This is a genomic window from Pseudocitrobacter sp. 2023LY-00077 (genome assembly GCF_055796175.1).
This window is the reverse complement of sequence record NZ_JBSPEI010000002.1, coordinates 345525-369542: the sequence shown is the minus strand read 5'-3', so window position 1 is coordinate 369542 and position 24018 is coordinate 345525. Positions and strand designations below refer to the sequence as shown.

The 24018-nt window shown below is 54.4% G+C and carries 19 protein-coding genes; 15 read left to right on the top strand and 4 right to left on the bottom strand.

What is annotated here, in order from left to right; genetic code table 11:
* Positions 1–8: 8 nt before the first annotated feature.
* Positions 9–1478, top strand: coding sequence for an aldehyde dehydrogenase (locus tag ACWWFX_RS04135; RefSeq protein WP_473223279.1), 1470 nt, complete (start codon positions 9–11; stop codon positions 1476–1478).
* A 15-nt stretch (positions 1479–1493) separates the two neighbouring features.
* On the top strand, positions 1494–3134 hold the full coding sequence (locus tag ACWWFX_RS04130; RefSeq protein WP_276224162.1) for a thiamine pyrophosphate-binding protein: 1641 nt from the start codon (positions 1494–1496) through the stop codon (positions 3132–3134).
* A gap of 121 nt (positions 3135–3255) precedes the next feature.
* Here ACWWFX_RS04130 and ACWWFX_RS04125 read toward each other — a convergent pair whose 3' ends face one another.
* Both ACWWFX_RS04125 and loiP read right to left on the bottom strand, forming a co-directional pair.
* Positions 3256–4524 (bottom strand): OprD family outer membrane porin, encoded by a 1269-nt coding sequence (locus tag ACWWFX_RS04125; RefSeq protein ID WP_473223278.1) that lies wholly within the window; start codon positions 4522–4524, stop codon positions 3256–3258.
* Positions 4525–5016: 492 nt separating this feature from the next.
* Positions 5017–5775 carry a metalloprotease LoiP gene (gene loiP, locus ACWWFX_RS04120; RefSeq protein ID WP_473223277.1) on the bottom strand — a complete coding sequence of 253 codons (759 nt, stop codon included), beginning with the start codon at positions 5773–5775 and terminating at the stop codon, positions 5017–5019.
* Positions 5776–6056: 281 nt separating this feature from the next.
* Between loiP and tkt the strand changes: the two genes are divergently transcribed.
* The 4 genes from tkt to fbaA all read left to right on the top strand — a co-directional run bounded on the left by tkt (position 6057) and on the right by fbaA (position 12417).
* Positions 6057–8048 carry a transketolase gene (gene tkt / locus ACWWFX_RS04115; RefSeq protein WP_473223276.1) on the top strand — a complete coding sequence of 664 codons (1992 nt, stop codon included), beginning with the start codon at positions 6057–6059 and terminating at the stop codon, positions 8046–8048.
* Positions 8049–9008: 960 nt separating this feature from the next.
* Entirely contained in the window at positions 9009–10028 is a 1020-nt protein-coding gene (gene epd / locus ACWWFX_RS04110; RefSeq protein WP_231826298.1) for an erythrose-4-phosphate dehydrogenase, read from the top strand.
* 48 nt (positions 10029–10076) lie between these two features.
* Complete coding sequence (gene pgk, locus ACWWFX_RS04105) at positions 10077–11240, top strand: phosphoglycerate kinase (RefSeq protein ID WP_276224179.1); 1164 nt, start codon at positions 10077–10079, stop codon at positions 11238–11240.
* Positions 11241–11337: 97 nt separating this feature from the next.
* A complete protein-coding gene (gene fbaA / locus ACWWFX_RS04100) occupies positions 11338–12417 on the top strand; it encodes a class II fructose-bisphosphate aldolase (RefSeq protein WP_473223275.1) in 1080 nt (359 codons plus the stop codon).
* Positions 12418–12484: 67 nt separating this feature from the next.
* On the opposite strand, the gene ACWWFX_RS04095 is transcribed toward fbaA, so the two are convergent.
* Complete coding sequence (locus ACWWFX_RS04095; protein WP_473223274.1) at positions 12485–13387, bottom strand: carbamate kinase; 903 nt, start codon at positions 13385–13387, stop codon at positions 12485–12487.
* 322 nt (positions 13388–13709) lie between these two features.
* Between ACWWFX_RS04095 and ACWWFX_RS04090 the strand changes: the two genes are divergently transcribed.
* The 8 genes from ACWWFX_RS04090 to ACWWFX_RS04055 all read left to right on the top strand — a co-directional run bounded on the left by ACWWFX_RS04090 (position 13710) and on the right by ACWWFX_RS04055 (position 22237).
* Entirely contained in the window at positions 13710–14933 is a 1224-nt protein-coding gene (locus ACWWFX_RS04090) for an MFS transporter (RefSeq protein ID WP_456146408.1), read from the top strand.
* A gap of 12 nt (positions 14934–14945) precedes the next feature.
* Positions 14946–16607: an acyl-CoA synthetase FdrA gene (locus ACWWFX_RS04085; RefSeq protein WP_473223273.1), complete on the top strand. Its 1662-nt coding sequence runs from the start codon at positions 14946–14948 to the stop codon at positions 16605–16607.
* A 15-nt stretch (positions 16608–16622) separates the two neighbouring features.
* Positions 16623–17885 (top strand): YlbE family protein, encoded by a 1263-nt coding sequence (locus tag ACWWFX_RS04080; RefSeq protein ID WP_456146406.1) that lies wholly within the window; start codon positions 16623–16625, stop codon positions 17883–17885.
* Positions 17886–17924: 39 nt separating this feature from the next.
* Positions 17925–18758, top strand: coding sequence for an oxamate carbamoyltransferase subunit AllH family protein (locus ACWWFX_RS04075; RefSeq protein WP_473223272.1), 834 nt, complete (start codon positions 17925–17927; stop codon positions 18756–18758).
* Positions 18715–19647 carry an HTH-type transcriptional activator AllS gene (gene allS / locus ACWWFX_RS04070; protein WP_276224193.1) on the top strand — a complete coding sequence of 311 codons (933 nt, stop codon included), beginning with the start codon at positions 18715–18717 and terminating at the stop codon, positions 19645–19647. Before ACWWFX_RS04075 ends, allS begins: the two co-directional genes overlap by 44 nt.
* 123 nt (positions 19648–19770) lie before the next feature.
* A complete protein-coding gene (locus tag ACWWFX_RS04065) occupies positions 19771–20628 on the top strand; it encodes a small-conductance mechanosensitive channel MscS (RefSeq protein ID WP_456146404.1) in 858 nt (285 codons plus the stop codon).
* Positions 20629–20763: 135 nt separating this feature from the next.
* Complete coding sequence (argO, locus tag ACWWFX_RS04060; protein ID WP_473223271.1) at positions 20764–21399, top strand: arginine exporter ArgO; 636 nt, start codon at positions 20764–20766, stop codon at positions 21397–21399.
* Positions 21400–21490: 91 nt separating this feature from the next.
* Complete coding sequence (locus tag ACWWFX_RS04055) at positions 21491–22237, top strand: oxidative stress defense protein (RefSeq protein ID WP_456146402.1); 747 nt, start codon at positions 21491–21493, stop codon at positions 22235–22237.
* A gap of 44 nt (positions 22238–22281) precedes the next feature.
* Here the strand turns inward: ACWWFX_RS04055 and argP are convergent, their stop codons facing one another.
* The gene (gene argP / locus ACWWFX_RS04050; protein WP_015963109.1) at positions 22282–23175 is read right to left on the bottom strand and encodes a DNA-binding transcriptional regulator ArgP; all 894 of its coding nucleotides are present in this window, start codon (positions 23173–23175) and stop codon (positions 22282–22284) included.
* 148 nt (positions 23176–23323) lie between these two features.
* Between argP and rpiA the strand changes: the two genes are divergently transcribed.
* The gene (rpiA, locus tag ACWWFX_RS04045; RefSeq protein WP_108475851.1) at positions 23324–23983 is read left to right on the top strand and encodes a ribose-5-phosphate isomerase RpiA; all 660 of its coding nucleotides are present in this window, start codon (positions 23324–23326) and stop codon (positions 23981–23983) included.
* Positions 23984–24018: the final 35 nt, after the last annotated feature.

Sequence of the window (24018 nt, the reverse complement as noted above, 5' to 3'; positions counted from 1 at the left end):
AGGCTGATATGCAAGAACTCTCTATTTTTGTTGGCGGAGCCTGGCGACGTGGTAACGGTGAAGCGATGCAGAGCACCTTCCCGGCGGACGGTTCGCTGAACGCCACGCTCAACGCCGCCAGCATCGACGATCTGAACGATGCGGTTAAAAGCGCCGAGCGCGCCTGGCGTGACCCGGCATGGCGCAATGCGCTGCCGCATCAGCGGGCGAAAGTGCTGCACAACGTGGCGGACATTATCGAATCGCGCGTGGATGAACTGGCCCTGATGCAAAGCCGCGACAACGGCAAACCGTTGCCGGAAGCGCGCGGCCTGGTGCTGAGTGCTGCGGGAACGGCGCGTTATTTTGCGGCGGCCTGCGAACTGCTGGAAGGCGAACTGCCGACCCCGCGCATGGCGGAGGTATTAACCCTCAGCCGCTATGAGCCGCTGGGCGTCGTCGCGGCCATTACGCCGTGGAACTCGCCGATTGCCAGCGAAATGCAGAAGGTCGCTCCGGCGATTGCGGCGGGCAATGCGGTGATCCTCAAACCAGCGGAGGCCACGCCGCTGATGGCGCTTGAACTGGCACGTATTTTTGAACAGGCAGGGCTTCCCCCCGGGCTGTTGAGCGTGTTGCCGGGGAAAGGCTCGGTGATTGGCGATGCGCTGGCGCGCCATCCTCAAATTCGCAAAATCTCTTTCACCGGCGGCACGACCACCGGGCGGCATCTGGCGCACGTGGCGGCGGAAAAACTGATCCCCGCCTCGCTGGAGCTGGGCGGCAAATCGCCGACCATCGTGCTGGAAGATGCCGATATCGAACAGGCGGCGCGCGGCATTTGCTACGGCATTTTCAGTTCGGCAGGGCAGGCGTGTATCGCCGGTTCGCGTCTGTTTATTCACGAATCAGTTTATCAACCGCTGATGGCACGGCTGCTGGAATTAACCCGTGGGCTGCGCGTTGGGCACCCTCATCAGGAAGGCACGCACATTGGGCCGCTGATTAACGAAAAGCACCGTAAAAGCGTGATGGATTACGTCGCGCTGGCGCAGAAAGAGGGCGGGCGCGTGCTGTGTGGCGGTGAAATTCCCGCTGACCCGGCGCTTGCCAGTGGCAGCTATTTCCAGCCGACGATTATCGATGGCCTGAATAATCAGGCACGTGTCTGTCAGGAAGAGATTTTTGGCCCGGTGCTGGTGGCTATGCCGTTTGCCGACGAAGAGGCGCTGATTTTACAAGCGAACTCATCGGTTTACGGGCTGGCGGCGGGTATCTGGACACGCGACACCGGGCGAGCGCTGCGCTTAAGCGAGCGGCTGGAAGCGGGCACGGTGTGGATCAACACCTACAAAGTTTTCGCCATCTCGACCCCGTTCGGGGGCTTTAAAGAGAGCGGTCTGGGCCGCGAAAAGGGTATTCAGGGGCTGAAAGCCTGGATGCAACAAAAGAGCATTTATCTGGCGACGGGCAATAGCGTCAACCGCTGGTGCGACTAAGAATAAGGGTGAGTTATGAGTGAAATGATTACCGTCGGCGAGGCCATTGCCAGAACGCTGGAGCAGTATCAGGTAGACGCTATCTATGGCGTTATCTCTATCCACAACCTGCCGATTGCCGATGCCGTCGGGCAGCGTGGCAATATCCGTTTCGTCCCGGCGCGCGGAGAAGCGGGATCGGTGACGATGGCGGATGCGCACGGGCGTTTTTCCGGCCTGGGGGTGGCGCTAACCAGCACCGGCGCAGGCGCGGGCAATGCGGTTGGCGCGCTGGTGGAGGCGATGAACGCCTGCACGCCGCTGCTGCATCTGACCGGTCAGGTGGAAAAGGCCTGGCTGGATGCGGATACCGGGTTTATTCACGAGACGCGCGACCAGCTGACTTTTCTGAAGGCCAGCTCAAAACGCGCCTATCGCATCAGCAATGCCAATCAGGCGATAGCGATTCTGCATAAAGCGATTCAGGACGCGCAGACACCGCCGTGTGGCCCGGTGTCGGTGGAAATTCCTATTGATATTCAGGGCGCGAAAATTCCCGCTTCCCTGGTGACGGCAGCGGTGCGTCCGGCGATGCCTGCGGCGGCGGATACCGCAACCGTTGATGCGCTGTGGGCGCAGCTTAAGCAGGCGAAGCAACCGCTGCTGTGGTTAGGCGGCGGGGCGCTGGCGAGCGCTGCGGCAGTCAAGAAGCTGGCCGATGCCGGGATGACGGTCATTTCCAGCACCCATGCCCGCGGTGTGTTGCCGGATAATCACCGCGCCAGCCTGCGCGCGTTCCATAACTCGCCTTCCGTGGAAGCGATGATGGAAACCTGTGATTTCACGCTGGTGGCGGGCTCGCGCCTGCGCAGTAATGAGACCCGTTCCTGGACGCTGACGCTGCCGGAACCGCGCGTGCAGATTGATATCGACCCGGCGGCGGCAAGCCGGAATTACCTGATGGATCAGACAATTATCGCTGACTGCGGCGCATTGCTGACGGCGTTAGCCGCGAAAGCCCAGGGGCGTGAATGGGGCAATAGCGCGTGGGATGAGCAGGTGCAGCAGGCGGTCGTGGCAGCAGAACAGGGGTTGCGCGAGCAGTGTGGCGCGTATGCCGGGCTGAATGATGCCATTGAACATGCGTTGCCGGACGACGGCATTCTGGTGCGGGATATCACCGTTTCCGGCAGCCTGTGGGGCAGTCGTCTGTTCCGCGCCCATCAGCCGCTGAAAAACATCCACTCCCTCGCCGGGGCGATTGGGATGGGGCTGCCGATGGCGATTGGCACTGCGATTGCGAATCCGCAGCACAAAGTGGTGGGGCTGGTAGGCGATGGTGGCCTGAGCCTGAACCTGGGCGAACTGGCGACGCTGGCGCAGGAAAAAGCCAACGTGACGCTGCTGATTATGAATGACGGCGGCTACGGCGTGATGCGCGGTATTCAGGATAAATACTTCGGTGGTCGCCAGTACTATAACGAACTGCACACACCGGACTTCACCGCGCTGGCGCAGGCCATTGGCTTACAGGCGTGGACGGTGAACCGTGCGGAAGATTTCCAGGCGGCGATGACCGAAGCGCTGGCGATGCCGGGGCCGTCGGTAGTGGAAGTGCGAATGGGCGAGATTGGCGCGCTACGCTTTGCCGGGCCGCCGCAGAAGACGTTGTATTAAGGTGCGGTATTTATCACCCTCACCCTAACCCTCTCCCTTTGGGAGAGGGAACAAACAGTGCGAGATGTGACATTTTGCGCAGGGTTTTACCCTCTCCCTTTGGGAGAGGGCAGGGTGAGGGTCAGAATACGTTGAACGGATACTCAACGTACACGCGAACTTCGTTCCCGCTCACGTTATAGTCGCTGGCGTTGTTAGAGACGCGCAGTACGGAGTAACGGACTTTGAATTTCAGATCCTTCGCCACGCCGTCCTGAACCTGGTATTGCACCTGGTTGAACCATTCGTGTTCTTTACCGTTGCTGGTCTGCGAGGTTTTGATGTTATCGCCGCGCACGTAAGCGGTGGTCCAGCTCAGACCCGGTAAACCGAGGCCCGCGAAGTCCAGGCCGTAAGATGCCTGCCATGAACGTTCGTCTTCACCGTTAAAATCAGACCAGTAGGAGTTCGCCAGCCAGATGGTGTTGCCGCCATCGCCCACGCCGCCCTGGTTACGGTAGCCGCCGTAGTTATAGCCGGTGCTGCCGCTGCTCTGCTGGTAAGCGATTTTAAAGGTATGAATATCCCAGATATAGCTGGCTGCCAGGCTCCAGATGCTGTTGCTGCGGCCGGTATCCAGCGATTCAGCATAGCCTGGGGTGAGGCGAGAGTTATAACCGTTGAAATCAAGAACCAGCTGCTGGCCGGTGCTGAACGGTTGTTTGTAGTTCAGGCCCAGGTACTGTTTGTTCAGCACGTCTTCTACGTGAGACGCGTAGATTGCACCGCTGAACTGGTCGTTAAACTGATAGCTCGCGCCGCCGAAGGAGATGCTTTCGAGGCCGGAGTTATGGCTATCGTCACTCTTACGCTGTTCGTCGGTAAAGTAACCGGCGTTCACTTCCAGGCCGTCGATCTCTTTAGAGGTCAACAGGGTACCGGTGTAGGTTTCGTATAACAGACGAGAATCATCCGCCGTCAGAATCGGCAGCGCCGGGCGCTGGGTACCGTAGCTCAGTACCGTATTCGAGAAACGCGCTTTGACCGTTGCGCCAAATTTTGCGAGGTCAGATTTCGCGCGGCCATCGTTATCCTGGGCGAAGAAGTCGATCCCGCCCGCGCCGCTGCGGCCACGGCCGCCGTCAAGACGCACACCATACTGTGCAATACCGTCAACGCCAAAACCCACCACACCCTGGGTGAAGCCAGATTCAAAGGTCGCGACAATGCCCTGACCCCATTCGGCTTTATCTTTCAGCCCATCCTGGTAATCACGGTTGATATACGCATTGCGCAAAAATACATCTAAATGGCTGTCATCAACAAAGCCCTGGCTTTCAGATTGCTGGCTGGCAAATGCAGGTGTAGCGGCGATCAGGCCTAATGCAATTAACGATAATTTATTTTTCACGGCGGGAACGTCTCTGTCTGTCTATATTAAAAGTTGTGAGTTCTTCGCGATATTCTCCTGAATGAATAACGATTGCAATCATTATGTGTGTAAATGTTTCTTCACTATTGCCGGGTATGTCAGGCCACAGCTGGCAAGGCTTACAGGGGATGGACTATGGATTATATGGCATTGGTTTATTCTCAAGGAGAGAATGAACAGGAAGTTTGTAAATGACAAAATAAATATCTTTTGAAACGCGATATTTTGAAATTATTTATTTGGCGAATTTCAGTTATCGTTAGCAAATCGTGCTATTTAATTAGCGATTGATGCGATTTAATGATGAATAAAATAATCGCATTAGCTTTGCACAATTATTCATAACGAGGTTAAACGGGAGGGGATGTGCGCGCTGATGCCCTCACCCCGGCCCTCTCCCACGGGGAGAGGGAGAAAACCGGTGCAGAACGGTTCCCTCTCCCTCAGGGAGAGGGTTAGGGTGAGGGGGAGTTACTTAATCCCGTCTGCCGCCAGGCGCTGGCGAATATGCGCCGCACGTTCCTGCGATGCCGGGTGATCGTCAAACATGGAACTCTGGCGTCCGTCTTCCAGTTTCGCCAGTTTTTCAAAGCTGGTGGCGAGGCCGGTTGGGTTAATGCCACGCTTACGCAGCAGATCGTAAGAGTAGTCATCCGCTTCCGATTCCTGACGCTGGGAGAACTGGGAATTCACCAGTTTTTCACCCAAATCGCCAAGCTGCGATTGCGACAGACTGCCTACGATGCCACCCGCTGACGCGGCGGCGGCGCGCAGGGCGTTGGTACCAATCGCCACCTGCATACCTTTTTTCACGTGGCCCAGCGCAACGTGACCCATTTCATGGCCAATCACCGCTTCGACTTCATTATCGGTCATGATGTCCATCAGGCCGCTGTATACACGAATACAGCCGTTCGCCATCGCAAAGGCGTTGACGTCTTTCGCCACGTACACCTTATAGTTCACCGGCTGACCGTTAATGTTATCGCCCAGCGCGGAAGCAATTTTACTCAGACGCTTGCTGTAGTCGCTGGTAGACGGAGCAATGGTCGCTTTTGCATCCATATCCTTACAGGCCTGGTCGCTCAGCGCCTGCACCTGTTCATCACTCAGCGAGAAGGCCTGAAAGGCACCCGCGCCGGAGTTTAACATGCCGTTTGAATCCATATTCTGACAGCCGCTCAGCAGCAGTGACGCACCCAGAGCCAGCACGATCGCACGTGTTTTCATGATGTTATTCCGAACTCACTCATCTATATAAAATCTGAAAGTTGCTCCAGAGAAACGGAGCGAGAGATGCCTTTAGTATAAAGAAAATCCTTAAAGATGAGCGAGTGGTTTGCGCAGAGTGTGCCCTGTTCCGGAGATTTCTGAAGCGGCAAAAGGATGGTCCATGTACATGACTTGTCGCTTGGGTTACATTGTTGGCACTTTTTTCTGGCGTAGCCCATAACGCGCGGTCGTCAAGTCGTTAAGGGGCATAGCCTTCAACAGTCCGAACTGGAGTCAAAATGTCCTCACGTAAAGAGCTTGCTAATGCTATTCGTGCGCTGAGCATGGACGCAGTACAGAAAGCCAAATCCGGTCACCCGGGTGCCCCGATGGGTATGGCTGACATTGCCGAAGTCCTGTGGCGTGATTTCATGAACCACAACCCGCAGAACCCTTCCTGGGCTGACCGTGACCGCTTCGTGCTGTCTAACGGCCACGGCTCCATGCTGATTTATAGCCTGCTGCACCTCACAGGTTATGATCTGCCGATGTCTGAACTGCAAAACTTCCGTCAGCTGCACTCCAAAACGCCGGGTCACCCGGAAGTGGGCTACACCGCCGGTGTAGAAACCACTACTGGTCCGCTGGGTCAGGGTATTGCCAACGCAGTCGGTATGGCTATTGCAGAAAAAACGCTGGCGGCGCAGTTCAACCGTCCGGGCCACGACATCGTTGACCACTTCACCTACGCCTTCATGGGCGACGGCTGCATGATGGAAGGTATCTCTCACGAGGTATGTTCTCTGGCAGGCACCCTGAAACTGGGTAAACTGGTTGCGTTCTACGATGACAACGGCATCTCTATTGATGGTCACGTTGAAGGCTGGTTCACCGACGATACCGCTAAACGTTTCGAAGCCTACGGCTGGCATGTGGTTCGCGGCGTTGATGGTCACGATGCAGATTCTATCAAACGCGCAGTAGAAGAAGCGCGTGCAGTGACTGACAAACCGTCCCTGCTGATGTGCAAAACCATCATCGGTTTCGGTTCGCCGAACAAAGCCGGCACACACGACTCCCACGGTGCGCCGCTGGGCGACGCTGAAATCGCGCTGACCCGCGAGAAACTGGGCTGGAAATACGCGCCGTTCGAAATCCCGTCTGAAATATATGCGCAGTGGGATGCGAAAGAAGCAGGCCTGGCGAAAGAATCTGCCTGGAATGAGAAATTCGCTGCTTACGCGAAAGCTTTCCCACAGGAAGCTGCTGAATTCACTCGTCGTATGAAAGGCGAAATGCCGTCTGACTTCGACGCGAAAGCCAACGAATTCATCGCCAAACTGCAGGCTAACCCGGCGAAAATCGCCAGCCGTAAAGCGTCTCAGAATGCGATTGAAGCGTTCGGCCCGCTGCTGCCGGAATTCCTCGGCGGCTCCGCTGACCTGGCACCGTCTAACCTGACTATCTGGTCTGGTTCTAAGGCTATCAACGAAGATACTGCCGGTAACTACATCCATTACGGTGTTCGTGAATTCGGTATGACCGCGATCGCCAATGGTATCTCTCTGCACGGTGGTTTCCTGCCGTACACCTCTACCTTCCTGATGTTCGTAGAATACGCGCGTAATGCCGTGCGTATGGCTGCGCTGATGAAACAGCGTCAGGTAATGGTCTACACCCACGACTCCATCGGTCTGGGCGAAGATGGCCCGACTCACCAGCCGGTAGAGCAGGTGGCTTCTCTGCGCGTGACCCCGAACATGTCCACATGGCGTCCGTGTGACCAGGTTGAATCCGCGGTCGCGTGGAAATACGGTGTTGAGCGTCAGGACGGCCCGACCGCGCTGATCCTCTCCCGTCAGAACCTGGCGCAGCAGGAACGTACTCCAGAACAGCTGGCAAACATCGCACGCGGTGGTTATGTGCTGAAAGACTGTGCCGGTCAGCCGGAACTGATCTTCATCGCCACCGGTTCTGAAGTTGAACTGGCTGTAGCGGCATACGAAAAACTGACTGCTGAAGGCGTGAAAACGCGCGTGGTTTCCATGCCGTCTACCGACGCATTCGACAAACAGGATGCGGCTTACCGTGAATCAGTCCTGCCGAAAGCGGTTTCCGCACGCGTTGCAGTGGAAGCTGGTATTGCAGACTACTGGTTCAAATACGTTGGCCTGAACGGCGCTATCGTCGGTATGACCACCTTCGGTGAATCTGCACCGGCTGAGCTGCTGTTTGAAGAGTTCGGCTTCACCGTTGACAACGTTGTTGCGAAAGCAAAAGCGCTGCTGTAATCGGTAAGATGCTTTGTGAGAAGGGCCGCGAAAGCGGCCCTTTTTTTATTTTGTTGAAATAAATGGCACGGTTCCACCTCGCCGATGAATGGCTACTACCTGTGTCGGTAGGGGGGCCATTCAGCCTTCATTCTGTCTTTAATTAATTCTCTTTTCACTCCGCTTTAAGCGTCAAATGAGCATAACCTCGTGACGATAAATAAATATTGGGAGTGTCTATGATTGGGGCGTATTTATTTATGCCAAAGAAAAGCCCCGCCGAAGCGGGGCTAATCAAGGGGCAACGTAAGCCAGTTTCAAATTAAGAACAGCGGTGTGTTATCCCTCCTTCGCTCTGCGTATCTATAACGCGATTAACCAAAGAAGGTTGTAAATCGTGATGTATCATTGACGATACAATTAAATGAAGCACAACCATCAGTACTGCGAATTTCAGAATATCCATACCGCAAATCCTGCTTGAAGCGGCAAGCGTCAGCGGCTATCCTAGACTTGGTTGGAGTCATGGATCACCCCCGTAGTTTGCCTGTTTTTATACCGCAACGACGGGGGTTTTCTTTTTCCAGTGCAAGGAGCCGCACGGAAAAAGTCCCCGCGCCGTTGCACCTGCCGATGACTTACGCATCGACGAGCAAATTTTACCCTTCATTTCGCCTAATCACTCATTCAGAGATAGTCTGATTCCGTACTCGGTCTTTATTCCATCGCCCGACTCCTTCTGGCATAACGCTGCAAATTATTCCTGTAGAAATGTGATGTATGTCAGATTCCTGGTGCGTTTGTCTGGACAATCATTCCTTTTATTCCAGGTTTCGCTTATTCTGGCTGAAGCGTTTCAGTCGATGAAGTGTTCGACATTTGACCAATCAGTCACTGTTTGTGGCAGGTAAGGTTTCCCGGAATGAATTGCTGCATTACTCTGTCAGCCACATTGCTTTGGGATGACCTTGCAGGAGACCTATGACCGTACGCGTAGCGATTAATGGCTTCGGTCGCATTGGGCGTAACGTGGTTCGTGCTTTGTATGAATCCGGACGCCGTGCGGAAATCACCGTGGTGGCAATCAATGAACTGGCGGATGCTGCGGGCATCGCGCACTTATTGAAATATGACACCAGCCATGGCCGTTTTGCCTGGGACGTTCGCCAGGAGCGGGAACAGTTGTTTGTCGGCGACGACAGCATTCGTCTTCTGCACGAGCGCGAGATTAACGCGCTGCCCTGGCGCGAACTGTCGGTTGATGTGGTGCTTGATTGTACCGGCGTGTTCGGTAGTCGCGCTGACGGCGAAGCACATATCGCCGCAGGTGCAAAGAAGGTGCTCTTTTCACATCCCGGTAGCAACGACCTCGACGCAACGGTGGTTTATGGCGTGAACCATGACGCGTTACGCCCTGAACATCGTATTGTCTCCAATGCCTCCTGTACCACGAATTGCATAATCCCCATCATAAAATTGTTGGATGATGCCTGGGGCATTGAGTCGGGAACGGTGACGACGATTCACTCCGCGATGCACGATCAGCAGGTGATTGACGCGTATCACCCGGACCTGCGCCGCACACGCGCCGCAAGTCAGTCGATCATTCCGGTCGATACGAAGCTTGCTGCAGGGATTACGCGTATTTTCCCGCAGTTTAACGATCGATTCGAAGCGATTGCGGTGCGTGTACCGACCATTAACGTCACGGCAATCGATCTTAGCGTAACGGTAAAAAATCCGGTAAACGCTAATGAAGTCAACCAGTTGCTGCAAAAAGCAGCACGGGATGCATTTCATGGTATAGTTGACTATACGGAATTACCGTTGGTCTCAACAGATTTTAACCACGATCCGCACAGTGCCATTGTCGATGGCACCCAAACGCGAGTGAGTGGGGCGCATTTGATCAAAACTTTGGTCTGGTGTGATAACGAATGGGGCTTTGCTAACCGAATGCTCGACACCACGTTAGCGATGGCCGCACAAGGTTTCAGGTAGGACGCGAATGCGTCTGCAAAACTTTATGAATCAACGAGAGGATTCACCATGTCTGTAATTAAGATGACCGATCTGGATCTTGCTGGTAAACGTGTTTTTATCCGTGCGGATCTGAACGTACCAGTTAAAGAAGGGAAAGTAACCAGCGACGCGCGTATCCGTGCTTCCCTGCCGACCATCGAACTGGCCCTGAAACAAGGCGCGAAAGTGATGGTAACCTCCCACCTGGGTCGTCCGACCGAAGGCGAGTACAACGAAGAATTCTCTCTGCTGCCGGTTGTTAATTACCTGAAAGACAAACTGTCCAACCCGGTACGTCTGGTTAAAGATTACCTGGATGGCGTTGAAGTTGCTGCAGGTGAACTGGTTGTTCTGGAAAACGTTCGCTTCAACAAAGGCGAGAAAAAAGACGACGAAGCACTGTCCAAAAAATACGCTGCGCTGTGCGACGTATTCGTGATGGATGCTTTCGGTACCGCTCACCGTGCGCAGGCTTCTACTCACGGCATCGGCAAATTTGCTGACGTTGCGTGTGCAGGCCCGCTGCTGGCGGCTGAACTGGACGCACTGGGTAAAGCACTGAAAGAACCGGCTCGCCCGATGGTGGCAATCGTTGGTGGTTCTAAAGTTTCTACCAAACTGACCGTTCTGGACTCTCTGTCTAAAATCGCTGACCAGCTGATCGTTGGCGGTGGTATCGCGAACACCTTCGTTGCCGCTCAAGGCCACAACGTCGGTAAATCCCTGTACGAAGCTGACCTGGTTGATGAAGCTAAACGTCTGCTGACCACCTGCGACATTCCGGTTCCGACTGACGTGCGCGTGGCAACTGAGTTCTCCGAAACTGCGGCAGCGACTCTGAAATCCGTTGCTGACGTGAAAGAAGACGAGCAGATCCTGGATATCGGCGACGCCTCTGCACAGCAGCTGGCTGACATCCTGAAAAACGCAAAAACCATCCTGTGGAATGGTCCGGTTGGCGTGTTTGAATTCCCGAACTTCCGTAAAGGTACTGAAATCGTGGCTAACGCAATCGCAGACAGCGACGCGTTCTCCATCGCAGGCGGCGGCGACACTCTGGCTGCAATCGACCTGTTCGGTATCTCTGACAAAATCTCCTACATCTCCACTGGCGGCGGCGCATTCCTCGAATTCGTGGAAGGCAAAGTACTGCCAGCAGTTGCAATGCTCGAAGAGCGCGCTAAGAAGTAATGTTTGAGCAGGCGGGGAAACCCGCCTGTTTTTCAGCGCGCTACATAGCTCGCGCTTCTTTTTCTAACGGCCGAAGATACAGATAGGACTCGTAAACATGTCTAAAATTTTTGATTTCGTAAAACCTGGTGTTATCACTGGTGATGACGTTCAGAAAGTGTTCCAGGTAGCAAAAGAAAACAACTTTGCACTGCCAGCAGTAAACTGTGTGGGCACCGACTCCATCAACGCCGTTCTGGAAACCGCTGCAAAAGTTAAAGCACCGGTTATCGTTCAGTTCTCCAACGGTGGTGCAGCATTCATCGCGGGTAAAGGCGTGAAAACTGACGTTCCCCAGGGCGCAGCCATCATGGGCGCTATCTCTGGCGCGCATCACGTTCACCAGATGGCTGAGCACTACGGTGTACCGGTTATCCTGCACACTGACCACTGCGCTAAAAAACTGCTGCCGTGGATCGACGGCCTGCTGGACGCGGGTGAAAAACACTTCGCTGCTACCGGCAAACCGCTGTTCTCTTCTCACATGATCGACCTGTCTGAAGAGTCTCTGCACGAGAACATCGAAATCTGCTCCAAATACCTGGCGCGTATGTCCAAAATGGGCATGACGCTGGAAATCGAACTGGGTTGCACCGGTGGTGAAGAAGACGGCGTGGACAACAGCCACATGGACGCTTCTGCACTGTACACTCAGCCGGAAGACGTTGATTACGCGTTTACTGAACTGAGCAAAATCAGCCCGCGTTTCACCATCGCCGCTTCCTTCGGTAACGTACACGGCGTTTACAAACCAGGTAACGTGGTTCTGACCCCGACCATCCTGCGTGATTCTCAGGACTATGTTTCTAAGAAACACAACCTGCCGCACAACAGCCTGAACTTCGTCTTCCACGGCGGTTCCGGTTCTTCTGCTCAGGAAATCAAAGACTCCGTAAGCTACGGCGTAGTGAAAATGAACATCGATACCGATACCCAATGGGCGACCTGGGAAGGTATTCTGAACTACTACAAAACCAACGAAGCTTACCTGCAGGGCCAGCTGGGCAACCCGAAAGGCGAAGACCAGCCGAACAAAAAATACTACGATCCGCGCGTATGGCTGCGCGCTGGCCAGACCAGCATGAGCGCTCGTCTGGAGCAGGCTTTCAAAGAACTGAACGCGGTTGACGTTCTGTAATTTGAGGCAACATGATTGATAAAAGGCTTCCTCCGGGAAGCCTTTTTTTTGCCTGAAAAACAGAGCATTAGTCTGAAATACAGGTGCCTTTTTTTCCTGCAAGTATCTGTGGCGCATCTTTCAGCGCACCAATAAACGCTGCATTTCCTGTTTGCTTTACAAACTGAATGACCGCAGCGGCTTTTGGCCCCATCGCCCCATCCGGTGCGGCGAACGGGGCCAGTTCCGCAGGGGTAACGTGACGTAAAGCGCGGGCCTGTGGCGTACCCCAATTTTCATACACCGCATCGGCATCGGTCAAAATGAGCAGATGATCGGCGCTGATTGCCTGAGCCAGCACGGCTGCCGTCAAATCTTTATCAATTACGGCTTCGATACCCTGATAGCCGCCCTCTTTTGCAATGACCGGAATACCCCCGCCCCCGCAGCAAATCACCAGATGCCCATCATCCATTAGCGTGCGGATCGCCTCGCTATCGATAATTTTCAAAGGGGTGGGGGAGGCAACCACGCGGCGGATATACTGGCCATCGGCCTTCATTTGCCAGCCATAGCGCGTCTGCAGCTCGGCCTGCTGCTCTGGTGGATATACGGGCCCGATGTATTTGCCTGGCGATGCAAAGGCATCGTCATTCGGATCAACTTCTACGCGAGTCATCAGCGTGGTGACCGGTGCGCTGCTGTTAGCCGTGAGCTCCTGCGCAATCGCAAAACCAATCATTCCCTGGCTTTCGGCAACCAGGATATCCAGCGGCCAGGCAGGCGCATCCTGGTAGGCGGCATTCTGCAAGGCCAGCAGTCCGACCTGTGGGCCATTGCCGTGAACGATCACTAACTGATAATCATGCGCCAGCTGCGCCACCATTTGGGAAAAGAGTTGAATGCTTTTCTGTTGATTCTCAGCGCTGAGGATTTCACCACGCTGTAATAACGCATTACCGCCAAGGGCAATGACCAGTTTCTTTTTCATTATTGCCTCACAAAATAGATGATGTCGTGCTCAATATAGTTTTTCTATTTCCATTCACTGTGATGGTGATAATGATTTAATTATCGCGAAAAATAACTTGTCAATCTCCGCCATTTTAATTGTTTTTATATAACTAAATTTAAAAATGATTATTAGACTTTTTTTAATAATTATGCGGTGAGTTACCAGGAATTTATAACAATGGTTTTAGTGTGACTTTGCTCAAATGAAAACTCACTTAACCCCGATATGGTTAGGTCAGTTTAAACATCAAGCCTCCTGACAGAGGCATTCAGCGGTAATGATTACCGGGAGTTCACTTATGTCTGATTCATGTGAAGTGACTGATGTCACAAAAAGAAAAGGAATACCGGCCTGGTGGGTCACCGTATTCCTGTTCTGGCTGGGCTGGATTTTTATGTATGCCGACCGTACCGTTCTTAATCCGGTAATGGGGGAGCTGGAAAAAGAGTTTGGCTTAACGGGAACACAGTTAGGTATTCTTAATTCAGTATTCTATTTTTCTTACGCCTTATTGCAGGTACCCGCGGGGATCCTCGGCGATAAAATCGGTAAGAAAAAAGTGTTGGTGCCCGGGTTTATTTTGTTTGGCGTCTTTACTGCGGTAACGGGCTGGGCAAAAAGCTGGTACACATTACTGTTTGCCCGCGTGGTCACAGGCGCGGGCGAGGGAACCTATTATGGCCCGCAGTACGGCTTGTCTTCAGAGCAGATCCCGAAAAAATTCCGCTCGCTGGGGAGTGCAATCATCAACAGTGGTATGGCGTTTGGTATTGCGCTGGGCCTGATGACCTCAAGTTGGCTGGTTTACGATCAGGGCCATTCCTGGAGGATGCCGTTCTACGCGATGGCGGTGCCGTCTATTCTCGTCGGCCTGGCAATCTGGTTCTTTGTTAAAGAGAAGAAACGCACCACTGAAGTTGACGGTAAGCCGATTAAAAAAGGGAAATTTAGCGACCTGCTGAAGAACCGTAATTTAATTCTTACCTATATCATGGTGTTCTGTAGCCTGTTTGGTTTCTTCGTTATCCTGACCTGGCTGCCTTACTATTTACAAAGTGAGCGTGGTATTGCCGGTAGTGAAACAGGTTTTATTTCATCGCTGGTGGCGTGGATCTCTATTCCAGGTGCGCTGTTATTCTCCAGCCTGTCAGATAAATTAGGCAAGCGCAAACCCTTAATCATGTTCCTGGTGCCCGTTGCCATTCTCAGCATGCTGTCCATCGTCTGGATGCCTAATATGACTGGCGTCATTGTTGCCCTGTGCGTTTATGGGCTGGTGGGCAAACTGGCGCTTGACCCGGTATTGGTTGCGCTGGTGGCCGACAGCGTGGATGAAAATAATTACAGCACCGCTTTTGGTTTATTTAATTTCATCGGTATGAGCTCATCAATTCTTGCGCCGATTATTGCCGGTGCGGCACGAGATATGACCGGAAGTCTGGCTTCCAGTTTTTATGTTTCAGCCGTTTTATTAGCTATCGGTCTGGTCGCCATGCTGTTTTTAAAAGAAAAACGTACATAAGAGGTAGCGGTAATGATTTATGCCTTTATTAAAAAGGGAAGTTTTCAGGACTCCGTCAGCCTGATGATTATTTCCCGCAAGCTGAGTGAACGTCCGGAAGTGGATCAGGTATCGGTAATGATGGGCACGCCCGCGAATAAATCGATGCTGGAATCGACCGGTTTCTGGCATGACGACTTCGCGGAAGCTACACCTAACGACATCTGCGTGGCGGTGCGTACTGAAACGGAACAACCGGCGATTATGGATTTAATCCGTGAGCAACTGGAGAAAGAACTCAGCGCCATTGCCAGTGCATCAGGTAGCTCGCAACAACTGCTGAAAGCCCGCCGTTGGGAAAGTGCGTGTCAGAAGTTACCGCAGGCTAACCTGTTGCTGGTCTCGGTGGCCGGAGAGTACGCCGCCTCGGTGGCGAAAGAAGGGCTGCTGGCAGGTAAAAACGTGATGTTGTTTTCCGATAACGTTCCGTTGGCGCAAGAGGTGGAGCTGAAAAACCTGGCGCGTGAACGTGGGCTTATCGTGATGGGGCCAGACTGCGGAACAGCGATGATTGCCGGGAGCCCGCTGGCGTTCGCGAACGTGCTGCCGGAAGGGGGCATCGGCGTGATTGGCGCATCGGGTACGGGGATTCAGGAGATCACCTCGCAGGTGGCCTTGCATCAACAAGGTATCAGTCATGCGATTGGGTTAGGTGGGCGAGACTTAAGTGCCGATATCGGCGGTATCAGCGCGTTAACCGCGCTTGAGATGCTGGCCTCTGATGAGGCGACCCAGGTGATTGCCTTTGTCTCGAAACCTCCGTCACCACAGGTTCGCACGCGGATTATCGCCGCGATGCAGAATGTCGGAAAACCCGTTGTAGCGCTCTTTCTTGGCAGTAAGCCGGAGCAGCGCCGTGAAGGAAATGTCTGGCTGGCTAACTCGTTGTCTGAAGCCGCGCGTCTGGCGGTGTTGCTGATGCGCGTCGCGCGGCAGCGGCAGATTCAACCGGAAGTGGCGGGCAAAGGTATTTATGGGCTGTATGCCGGGGGAACCCTGGCGGCGGAAGCGGCGATGCTTCTCTCTGCGGGGCTAAATGTGCCAATGAGTGAGAGCCATGCGCAAGGCGTGATGCTGGACGCAGGCGGTCACCGGATTGTTGACCTGGGGGATGACAGCTACACCCTCGGAAGGCCACATCCGATGATTGATCCGACCACCCGCAGTATTGAAATCGAAAAACTGGCCGCACTTCCGGATGTTGGTGTGCTGCTACTGGATGTGGTGCTTGGTTACGGAGCCTGTGAAGACCCTGCTGGAGCGGTGGTTCAGACGCTGGAACAGGTGCGCGCGCGCCGTACTGCGCCGCTGGTCACTATCGCCACACTGACGGGAACAGAAGGCGATCCGCAGGGCCGCACCGCGCAAAGCGAAAAACTTCGTGAAGCGGGCATTGCGGTCGTCGAGACCCTGGAAGAGGCGATTCTGCTCGCCATTAGCCTGACGCATCACCAGGAAAGCCAGCCGGCAGAAAAACACTACCCGCTGCTGGACGGCGTGCAGGTCATCAACGCCGGTTTACGCAGTTTCGCGCTGGATCTGCAAAGCAGCGGCACACCTGTTGTGCACTATCAGTGGGCGCCAGTTGCCGGCGGCAACGCGCGTCTTGCCAGTCTTCTCAAGCAGTTACATTAAGTTAGAGGTACGGATATGTATTCATCAATTGCACAGGCTAACGAAGCCATCATTGAACGCATCAAAGCTGCCCGACCGCACTGGGTCGCCGTTCGACCCGCTAAAGAGGTGGTCGTCACGCTGGCATCAGGCCGCAAACTGCTTCACGCCGGGCCGCCAATTGCATGGGAAGAGATGACCGGGCCGATGCGTGGCGCCTGTATTGGCGCGTCGCTGTTTGAAGGCTGGGCTGCAACGGAAGAAGAGGCTGTGCGCTTGCTTGGTCAGGGCGAGGTAGAGTTCATCCCTTGTCATCATGTTGGCGCAGTGGGCCCTATGGGCGGCATTACTTCAGCAAATATGCCGGTTCTGGTGGTGAAAGATGTGGTCCATGGAAATCACGCTTGCTGCAATCTGAACGAAGGCATCGGCAAGGTGATGCGCTTTGGAGCCTACGGTGACGACGTCCAGCAACGTTTGCGCTGGATGCGCGATACCCTGGCGCCGGTACTTCAGGATGCAATTGGCAAACTGGAAAACGGCGTCGATCTTACCGCGCTGATGGCGCAGGCCATCACCATGGGCGATGAATTCCATCAGCGTAATATCGCCGCTTCTTCACTGCTGCTACGCACGCTATCTCCGGCGATCGCGGGCCTGGATCGTCCTAAAACCGAAGTCATTGAGGTATTACAGTTCCTTAGCGTTACCGATCAGTTCTTCCTGAATCTGGCGATGGCGTACAGCAAGGCGGTGATGGATGCGGCGGCGGTGATTAAAGCGGGCTCGGTGGTAACCGCGATGACGCGTAACGGCCGCGACTTTGGTATTCGCGTGAGCGGCACCGGCGATCGCTGGTTTACCGCGCCGGTGAATACGCCGCAGGGGCTTTTCTTTACCGGTTACAGCCAGGCGGATGCTAACCCGGATATTGGTGATAGCGCGATCACTGAAACGCTGGGTATTGGTGGTGCGGCGATGATTGCTGCACCGGGCGTAACCCGCTTCGTTGGCGCCGGCGGAATGGGGGCGGCACTGGAGACATCGGAAGAGATGGCGGAGATCTATCTCGATCACAACCCGCTGTTCCAGATCCCCTCCTGGGATTTTAAAGGCGCGTGCCTGGGGCTGGATATCCGCCGCGTTGTAGAAACGGGCATCACGCCGTTGATTAACACCGGCATTGCGCACCGCGAGGCGGGAATTGGTCAGGTTGGTGCGGGCACCGTACGTGCGCCGCTGCTTTGCTTCGAGAAAGCGCTGGAAGCGCTGGCGGAGCTGCACCACATCACTGCGTAACAAGTGAAGGGGCGGCACTGCCGCCCCGGAGTGCTGCTGATGAAAATCATTAATGCTCAGGCGTGCGCCGGGTTATCTCATTTACCCGATGGTGAATGGACGTTGCATAGCCGCTTCTCACAGGCAATAAACTACTGTCGCCCGGATGGTACCCTGTTAACGCTTTTCCGCTTCGGCAAAGGTATGGGCCCGGCGGGCGTATTGCTCACGACCCGTCACTTTGCCGCCTGTTCTCACCTTGCGCGACTTCTCAAGCAGGGCAATCTGCTTTGGGGATCGGATATTTTGATTCGCCCGCGGCGCGTGCTTTCACTCACCCCGGAGGTTGCCGAATTCAGGCAGGATAACGTGCATGTCTCGCCTCATCTGAGTGGTTTGTGCGGCGCGCTGAATCAGCCACTGGCCGCAATGCCGATTTTTGATCGTTTTACGCAGGAGCTGGAACACTGGCTAAAGGGTGAAACGCCGGACTGGTCATGGTTGATTGGCTGTGGCCCCGGCCTGACGCCAAGTGGTGACGATATGCTAATTGGGGCGCTTGCTATGCTGTATGCGACAGGTCACACCTCATCACCGCGTCCATTTTTACCCCCGGCGGATCAACTCGCGCATCTCACAACTTCGGTAAGCTGTCGTTATCTTAACAGCGCACGTCACGGCACATTCTCAACGCCAGTGTTAAGGTTGTTACGGCGATGGCAATCCACGCGCAGCGCGCATTATGCGGTACAGCGTTTGCTGAATGTTGGTCACACGTCCGGCGCGGACACATTGTTAGGAATGGCGATGGCGCAACAGGGGTTGCGTCTGAGGGAATCAAGGAGAGTGCATGCTCGATCAGGAAACAATACGCACGTTTATTCGGGTTGCTGAAACGGAGAGTTTTTCTCGTGCAGCCAGCTCGCTGCATAAAACGCCGGCAGCGATCAGCTATCGCATTAAGACGCTGGAAGAGCAGGTCGGCACGCAACTCTTTTTACGCACCACCCGCTCCGTCAGCCTCACTCGCGCCGGGCAACATTTACTCGAACACTGCCGCCAGTGGCTTAACTGGCTGGATGCCATGCCGGATGAGCTACAGCAAATCAACGCGGGCGTTGAACGGCAGGTGAATATTGTTATCAATAACCTGCTCTACCAACCGCAAACTACGGCAGACCTGCTGACCTGGCTGCATCAACAGTTCCCTTTTACCCGCTTTCAGATTTCCCGCCAGGTCTACATGGGCGTGTGGGACTCACTGCTGTACGATGATTTTCAACTGGCGATCGGCGTCACCGGTTCGGAATCGCTTTCCAATAACATTTCATTGCTGCCGCTGGGTGATATCAGTTGGCAGTTTGTGGTGGCGGCTACTCATCCGCTTGCCAGTCATCCTGCTGAGCTGCTTTCGGATGATGTGCTACGACGTTATCCCGCTATTAATATCGAAGATACCTCACGAACCCTGACGCGCCGCGTGGCGTGGCTACTAAGCGGCCAAAAAGAGATTAAGGTGCCCGATCTCAGCACCAAACTGGCTTGCCATTTAAGCGGCCTTGGCGTCGGTTTTCTACCGGAACGAATGTGTCGCCCCTATGTGGAATCGGGGGCGCTGGTGGCCCGCGAGGTCGCTCATCCACGCCAACCTTCACCGCTTTCCATTGCCTGGAAGAATGCCGGCAGCGGCAAGGTAGTGAGCGAAATTGCAGAAGTCTTTAAGCAGAGAAATGCGTTAGTGAGCGGCTTCCTGCGGATGGTCGATCGCCCTGCTGGAGTCTGAGTTAACCACCCTATATTCCCTGAATCATATTGAAAAATGGCATATTTGACGCTTTTTGTTTACCTTTAAATAGTCATTTTTCGTGAGAGCCAACTCACACTTTTTTATTTTCGGGGAGTTTGAATGGAAGATTTAAACGTAGTCGACAGCATTAATGGGGCGGGCACCTGGCTGGTGCGCAACCAGGCGCTGTTGCTCAGTTATGCCGTGAATATCGTCGCGGCCATCGCGATTATCATCGTCGGGATGATCATCGCGCGCCTGGTCTCTAACACCGTAAACCGTCTGATGCGCGCGCGTCACATTGACGCCACCGTGGCCGATTTCCTTTCTGCACTGGTTCGCTATGCGATTATTGCGTTTACGCTAATTGCCGCGCTGGGACGCGTAGGCGTTCAGACCGCGTCGGTGATTGCGGTGCTGGGTGCCGCGGGTTTAGCCGTTGGTCTGGCGTTGCAAGGCTCACTTTCCAACCTGGCGGCGGGCGTGCTGCTGGTGATGTTCCGTCCGTTCCGTGCGGGCGAGTATGTTGACCTGGGCGGTGTAGCCGGGACCGTGCTGAATGTGCAGATTTTCTCCACCACCATGCGTACCGTTGATGGAAAAATCGTGGTGATCCCGAACGGAAAAATTATTGCCGGGAATATCATTAACTTCTCGCGTGAGCCGGTGCGCCGCAATGAATTTATCATTGGCGTGGCATATGATTCCGATATTGACCAGGTGAAATCCATTCTCACCAATATTATCCAGTCCGACGAGCGTATTCTGAAAGATCGCGAAATGACAGTGCGTCTGAACGAACTGGGTGCCTCGTCGATTAACTTTGTGGTACGCGTCTGGAGCACCAGCGGCGACCTGCAAAACGTGTACTGGGACGTGCTGGAACGCGTTAAACGTGAATTTGATGCCGCCGGTATTAGTTTCCCGTATCCGCAAATGGACGTTAATTTCAAACGCGTGAAAGAAGACGCAGAATAACGTTCCCTGCCGATGGCGGAGCGTTGCTCCGCCATCATTAGCCTGCCTTATAAGCGATTAAAATTATCAATTTCCGCTAATGATTATCCCGCGCTATAGTCTGCCGTAAACAGACACAGCTCAGGATAAATACTCGTGATATCTTACTATTTTCAAGGCCTTGCGCTTGGCGCTGCCATGATTCTTCCCCTCGGCCCACAGAACGCTTTTGTGATGAACCAGGGCATTCGTCGTCAGTACCACATCATGATTGCGCTGCTCTGCGCCGTTAGCGATCTGCTGCTGATTTGCGCCGGTATTTTTGGCGGCAGCGCGTTGCTGATGCAGTCGCCGTGGCTGCTGGCGTTCGTGACCTGGGGCGGCGTCGCCTTTTTGCTCTGGTATGGTTATGGCGCACTGAAAACTGCCATGAGTAGCAATCTGGAACTTGCCAGTGCCGAAGTGCTCAAGCAGGGGCGCTGGAAAATTGTCGCCACCATGCTGGCGGTGACCTGGCTGAATCCGCATGTTTATCTCGATACGTTTGTTGTGCTGGGGAGCCTTGGCGGACAGCTTGATGTGGAACCTAAGCGCTGGTTTGCACTCGGCACCGTCAGCGCCTCGTTCCTGTGGTTCTTTGGCCTGGCGCTGCTGGCCGCCTGGCTGGCGCCGCGCCTGCGCACCGCTAAAGCGCAGCGCATCATTAACATCCTGGTGGGCGTCGTGATGTGGTTTATCGCTTTCCAGCTGGCGAAAGAGGGCATCGGGCATGTTCACGCCTTGTTCAACTAGGCGTTGTCCGATGGACTTTCGCATCTGAAGCGCTAAGCTTGGATGCGAGTACCTGTATTTTCGGGTGATAACGTAACATGGAGAGACGACAGTGAAGTTTAAAGTGATGGCGCTGACAGCATTAATGGGTTTGAGCGCGATGTCGGTACAGGCGAATGAATTACCTAACGGCCCGCATATTGTCACCTCCGGTACGGCCAGCGTAGATGCGACCCCGGACATTGCCACCCTGGCAATTGAAGTGAATATTGCTGCGAAAGATGCGGCGACGGCGAAGAAGCAGGCGGATCAGCGTGTGGCGCAGTACCTCTCCTTCCTTGAGCAGAATGGCGTAGCGAAGAAAGATATCAGCTCGGCCAACCTGCGTACTCAGCCTGATTATGACTATCAGAACGGCAAAAGCATTCTGAAAGGCTATCGCGCGGTGCGCACCGTCGAGGTAACCCTGCGTCAGCTGGATAAGCTTAATTCTCTGCTGGACGGCGCGTTGAAAGCTGGCCTGAACGAAATCCGTTCTGTATCGCTGGGCGTGGCTCAGCCGGATGCCTATAAAGATAAAGCGCGTAAAGCGGCAATTGATGATGCGATTCATCAGGCCAAAGAACTGGCTGCAGGCTTTAACAGCAAGCTGGGACCGGTGTATAGCGTGCGTTATCACGTGTCAAACTATCAGCCGAGCCCGATGGTTCGCATGATGAAAGCGGATGCCGCGCCGGTATCAGCGGAAGAGACTTACGAACAGCCGACCATTCAGTTTGGCGACCAGGTAGACGTGGTGTTTGAGCTGCAACCGACTCAGGCGCAGTCTCAGTCAGCGGCGCCCGCGAAAGCGCAGTAATCGTTGATATGTCGGATGGCGTTGCGCCATCCGACGTTTTACCCTCAATCCTGTCTCAATACCCGACGCCCGTAGGCCAGCAGCGCATCCGTCACATTGCGCATCATGCGGCTTTCCGGCGCGAAGCGGTGCCAGTACAGCATCCGACGCTGGAACAGACCTGGTGTCAGGTCAATCAGCTCACCCGAAGCCAATTCTTTCTCAATCTGCAAATGCGGGATCATGCAGCAGGTCGTTCCCTGACGCGCCAGTTGAACGAAGGCTTCTGATGAATTCACGATATGACACGGCACGCTGCCCGGCGGCAAATCAAAGTTTTGCTGCAGGAAGGCCTGATGCATATCGTCGAGATGGTCAAATGCCACGGCAGGCGCTTTCAGCAGCGCTGAACGCGTCACGCCATTCGGGAAGTAGCGCTCGGCAAACGCTTTTGAACCCACAAACAGATAGTCCAGCGCGCCTAACTGATCGACCAGACAGCTTGGTAGCGCCTGCGGTTGGATACTCACCGCGCCAACCACTTCACCGCGACGCAAGCGTTCTTGTGTGCGCGTTTCATCCTCTACCTGCAAGTTCAGGCGAATAGGCGAGTTAACCAGCACATCGGCAAGCGCTGGCAGCAGCCAGGTTGCCAGACTGTCGGCGTTGACCGCCAGCGACAGCAGCAGAGGCGTTGAACCCGTTTGCTCATCGCCCAGCCACTCGTCTTCCAGCAGCTCAACCTGACGCAGCAGCGCCAGCAGCTTTTGCCCTTGCTCTGTCGGGCGCGGTGGAACGGTTCGCACCAGCAACGGTTGCCCGAACATATTTTCCAGTTGTTTAATTCTCTGCGACACGGCTGACTGGGTTATGCAAAGCTTTTGCGCTGCGCGCTCAAAGCCGCGTTCCCGGATAACCGCATCCAGCGCCTGTAATGTTCTGTAGTCAGGACGTTTCATTGCGTTGAGGGGCTCCTCTAAAATCGTTATCTCGCACTATGACATAAATTGCAGGCAGATACAGACGAAATTGGTGCCTGGCGCAATGCGACAACCCGCGCATATGTTCTATAATGCGGCAAATATCATTACAGCACGGGCAATAATCATGACGCAGGATGAACTGAAAAAAGCAGTAGGCTGGGCAGCGCTTCAATATGTACAACCAGGCACCATCGTTGGTGTGGGCACGGGCTCTACCGCCGCGCACTTTATCGATGCGCTGGGTACCATGAAAGGGCAGATTGAAGGCGCAGTATCCAGCTCTGATGCTTCTACCGAGAAACTGAAAAGCCTGGGGATCACCGTTTTTGACCTTAATGAAGTTGACCGTTTGGGTATCTACGTTGACGGTGCAGATGAAATCAACGGCCACATGCAGATGATCAAAGGTGGCGGTGCGGCGTTGACGCGTGAAAAGATTATTGCCTCCGTTGCGGACAAATTTATCTGCATCGCAGATGCCTCTAAGCAGGTTGATATTCTTGGTAATTTCCCGCTGCCGGTTGAAGTTATCCCGATGGCGCGCAGCTGCGTGGCACGCCAACTGGTGAAGCTGGGTGGTCGCCCGGAATACCGTCAGGGCGTCGTAACCGACAACGGCAACGTGATTCTGGACGTACATGGCCTGGAAATTCTTGATGCCATCGCGCTGGAAAACGCCATCAACGCTATTCCCGGCGTAGTGACCGTAGGATTATTCGCCAATCGTGGTGCTGATGTGGCACTCATTGGTACGGCTGATGGTGTGAAAACCATCACGAAATGATCTGACTGGGGGAAGCGCAATTCCCCCAAAATTTT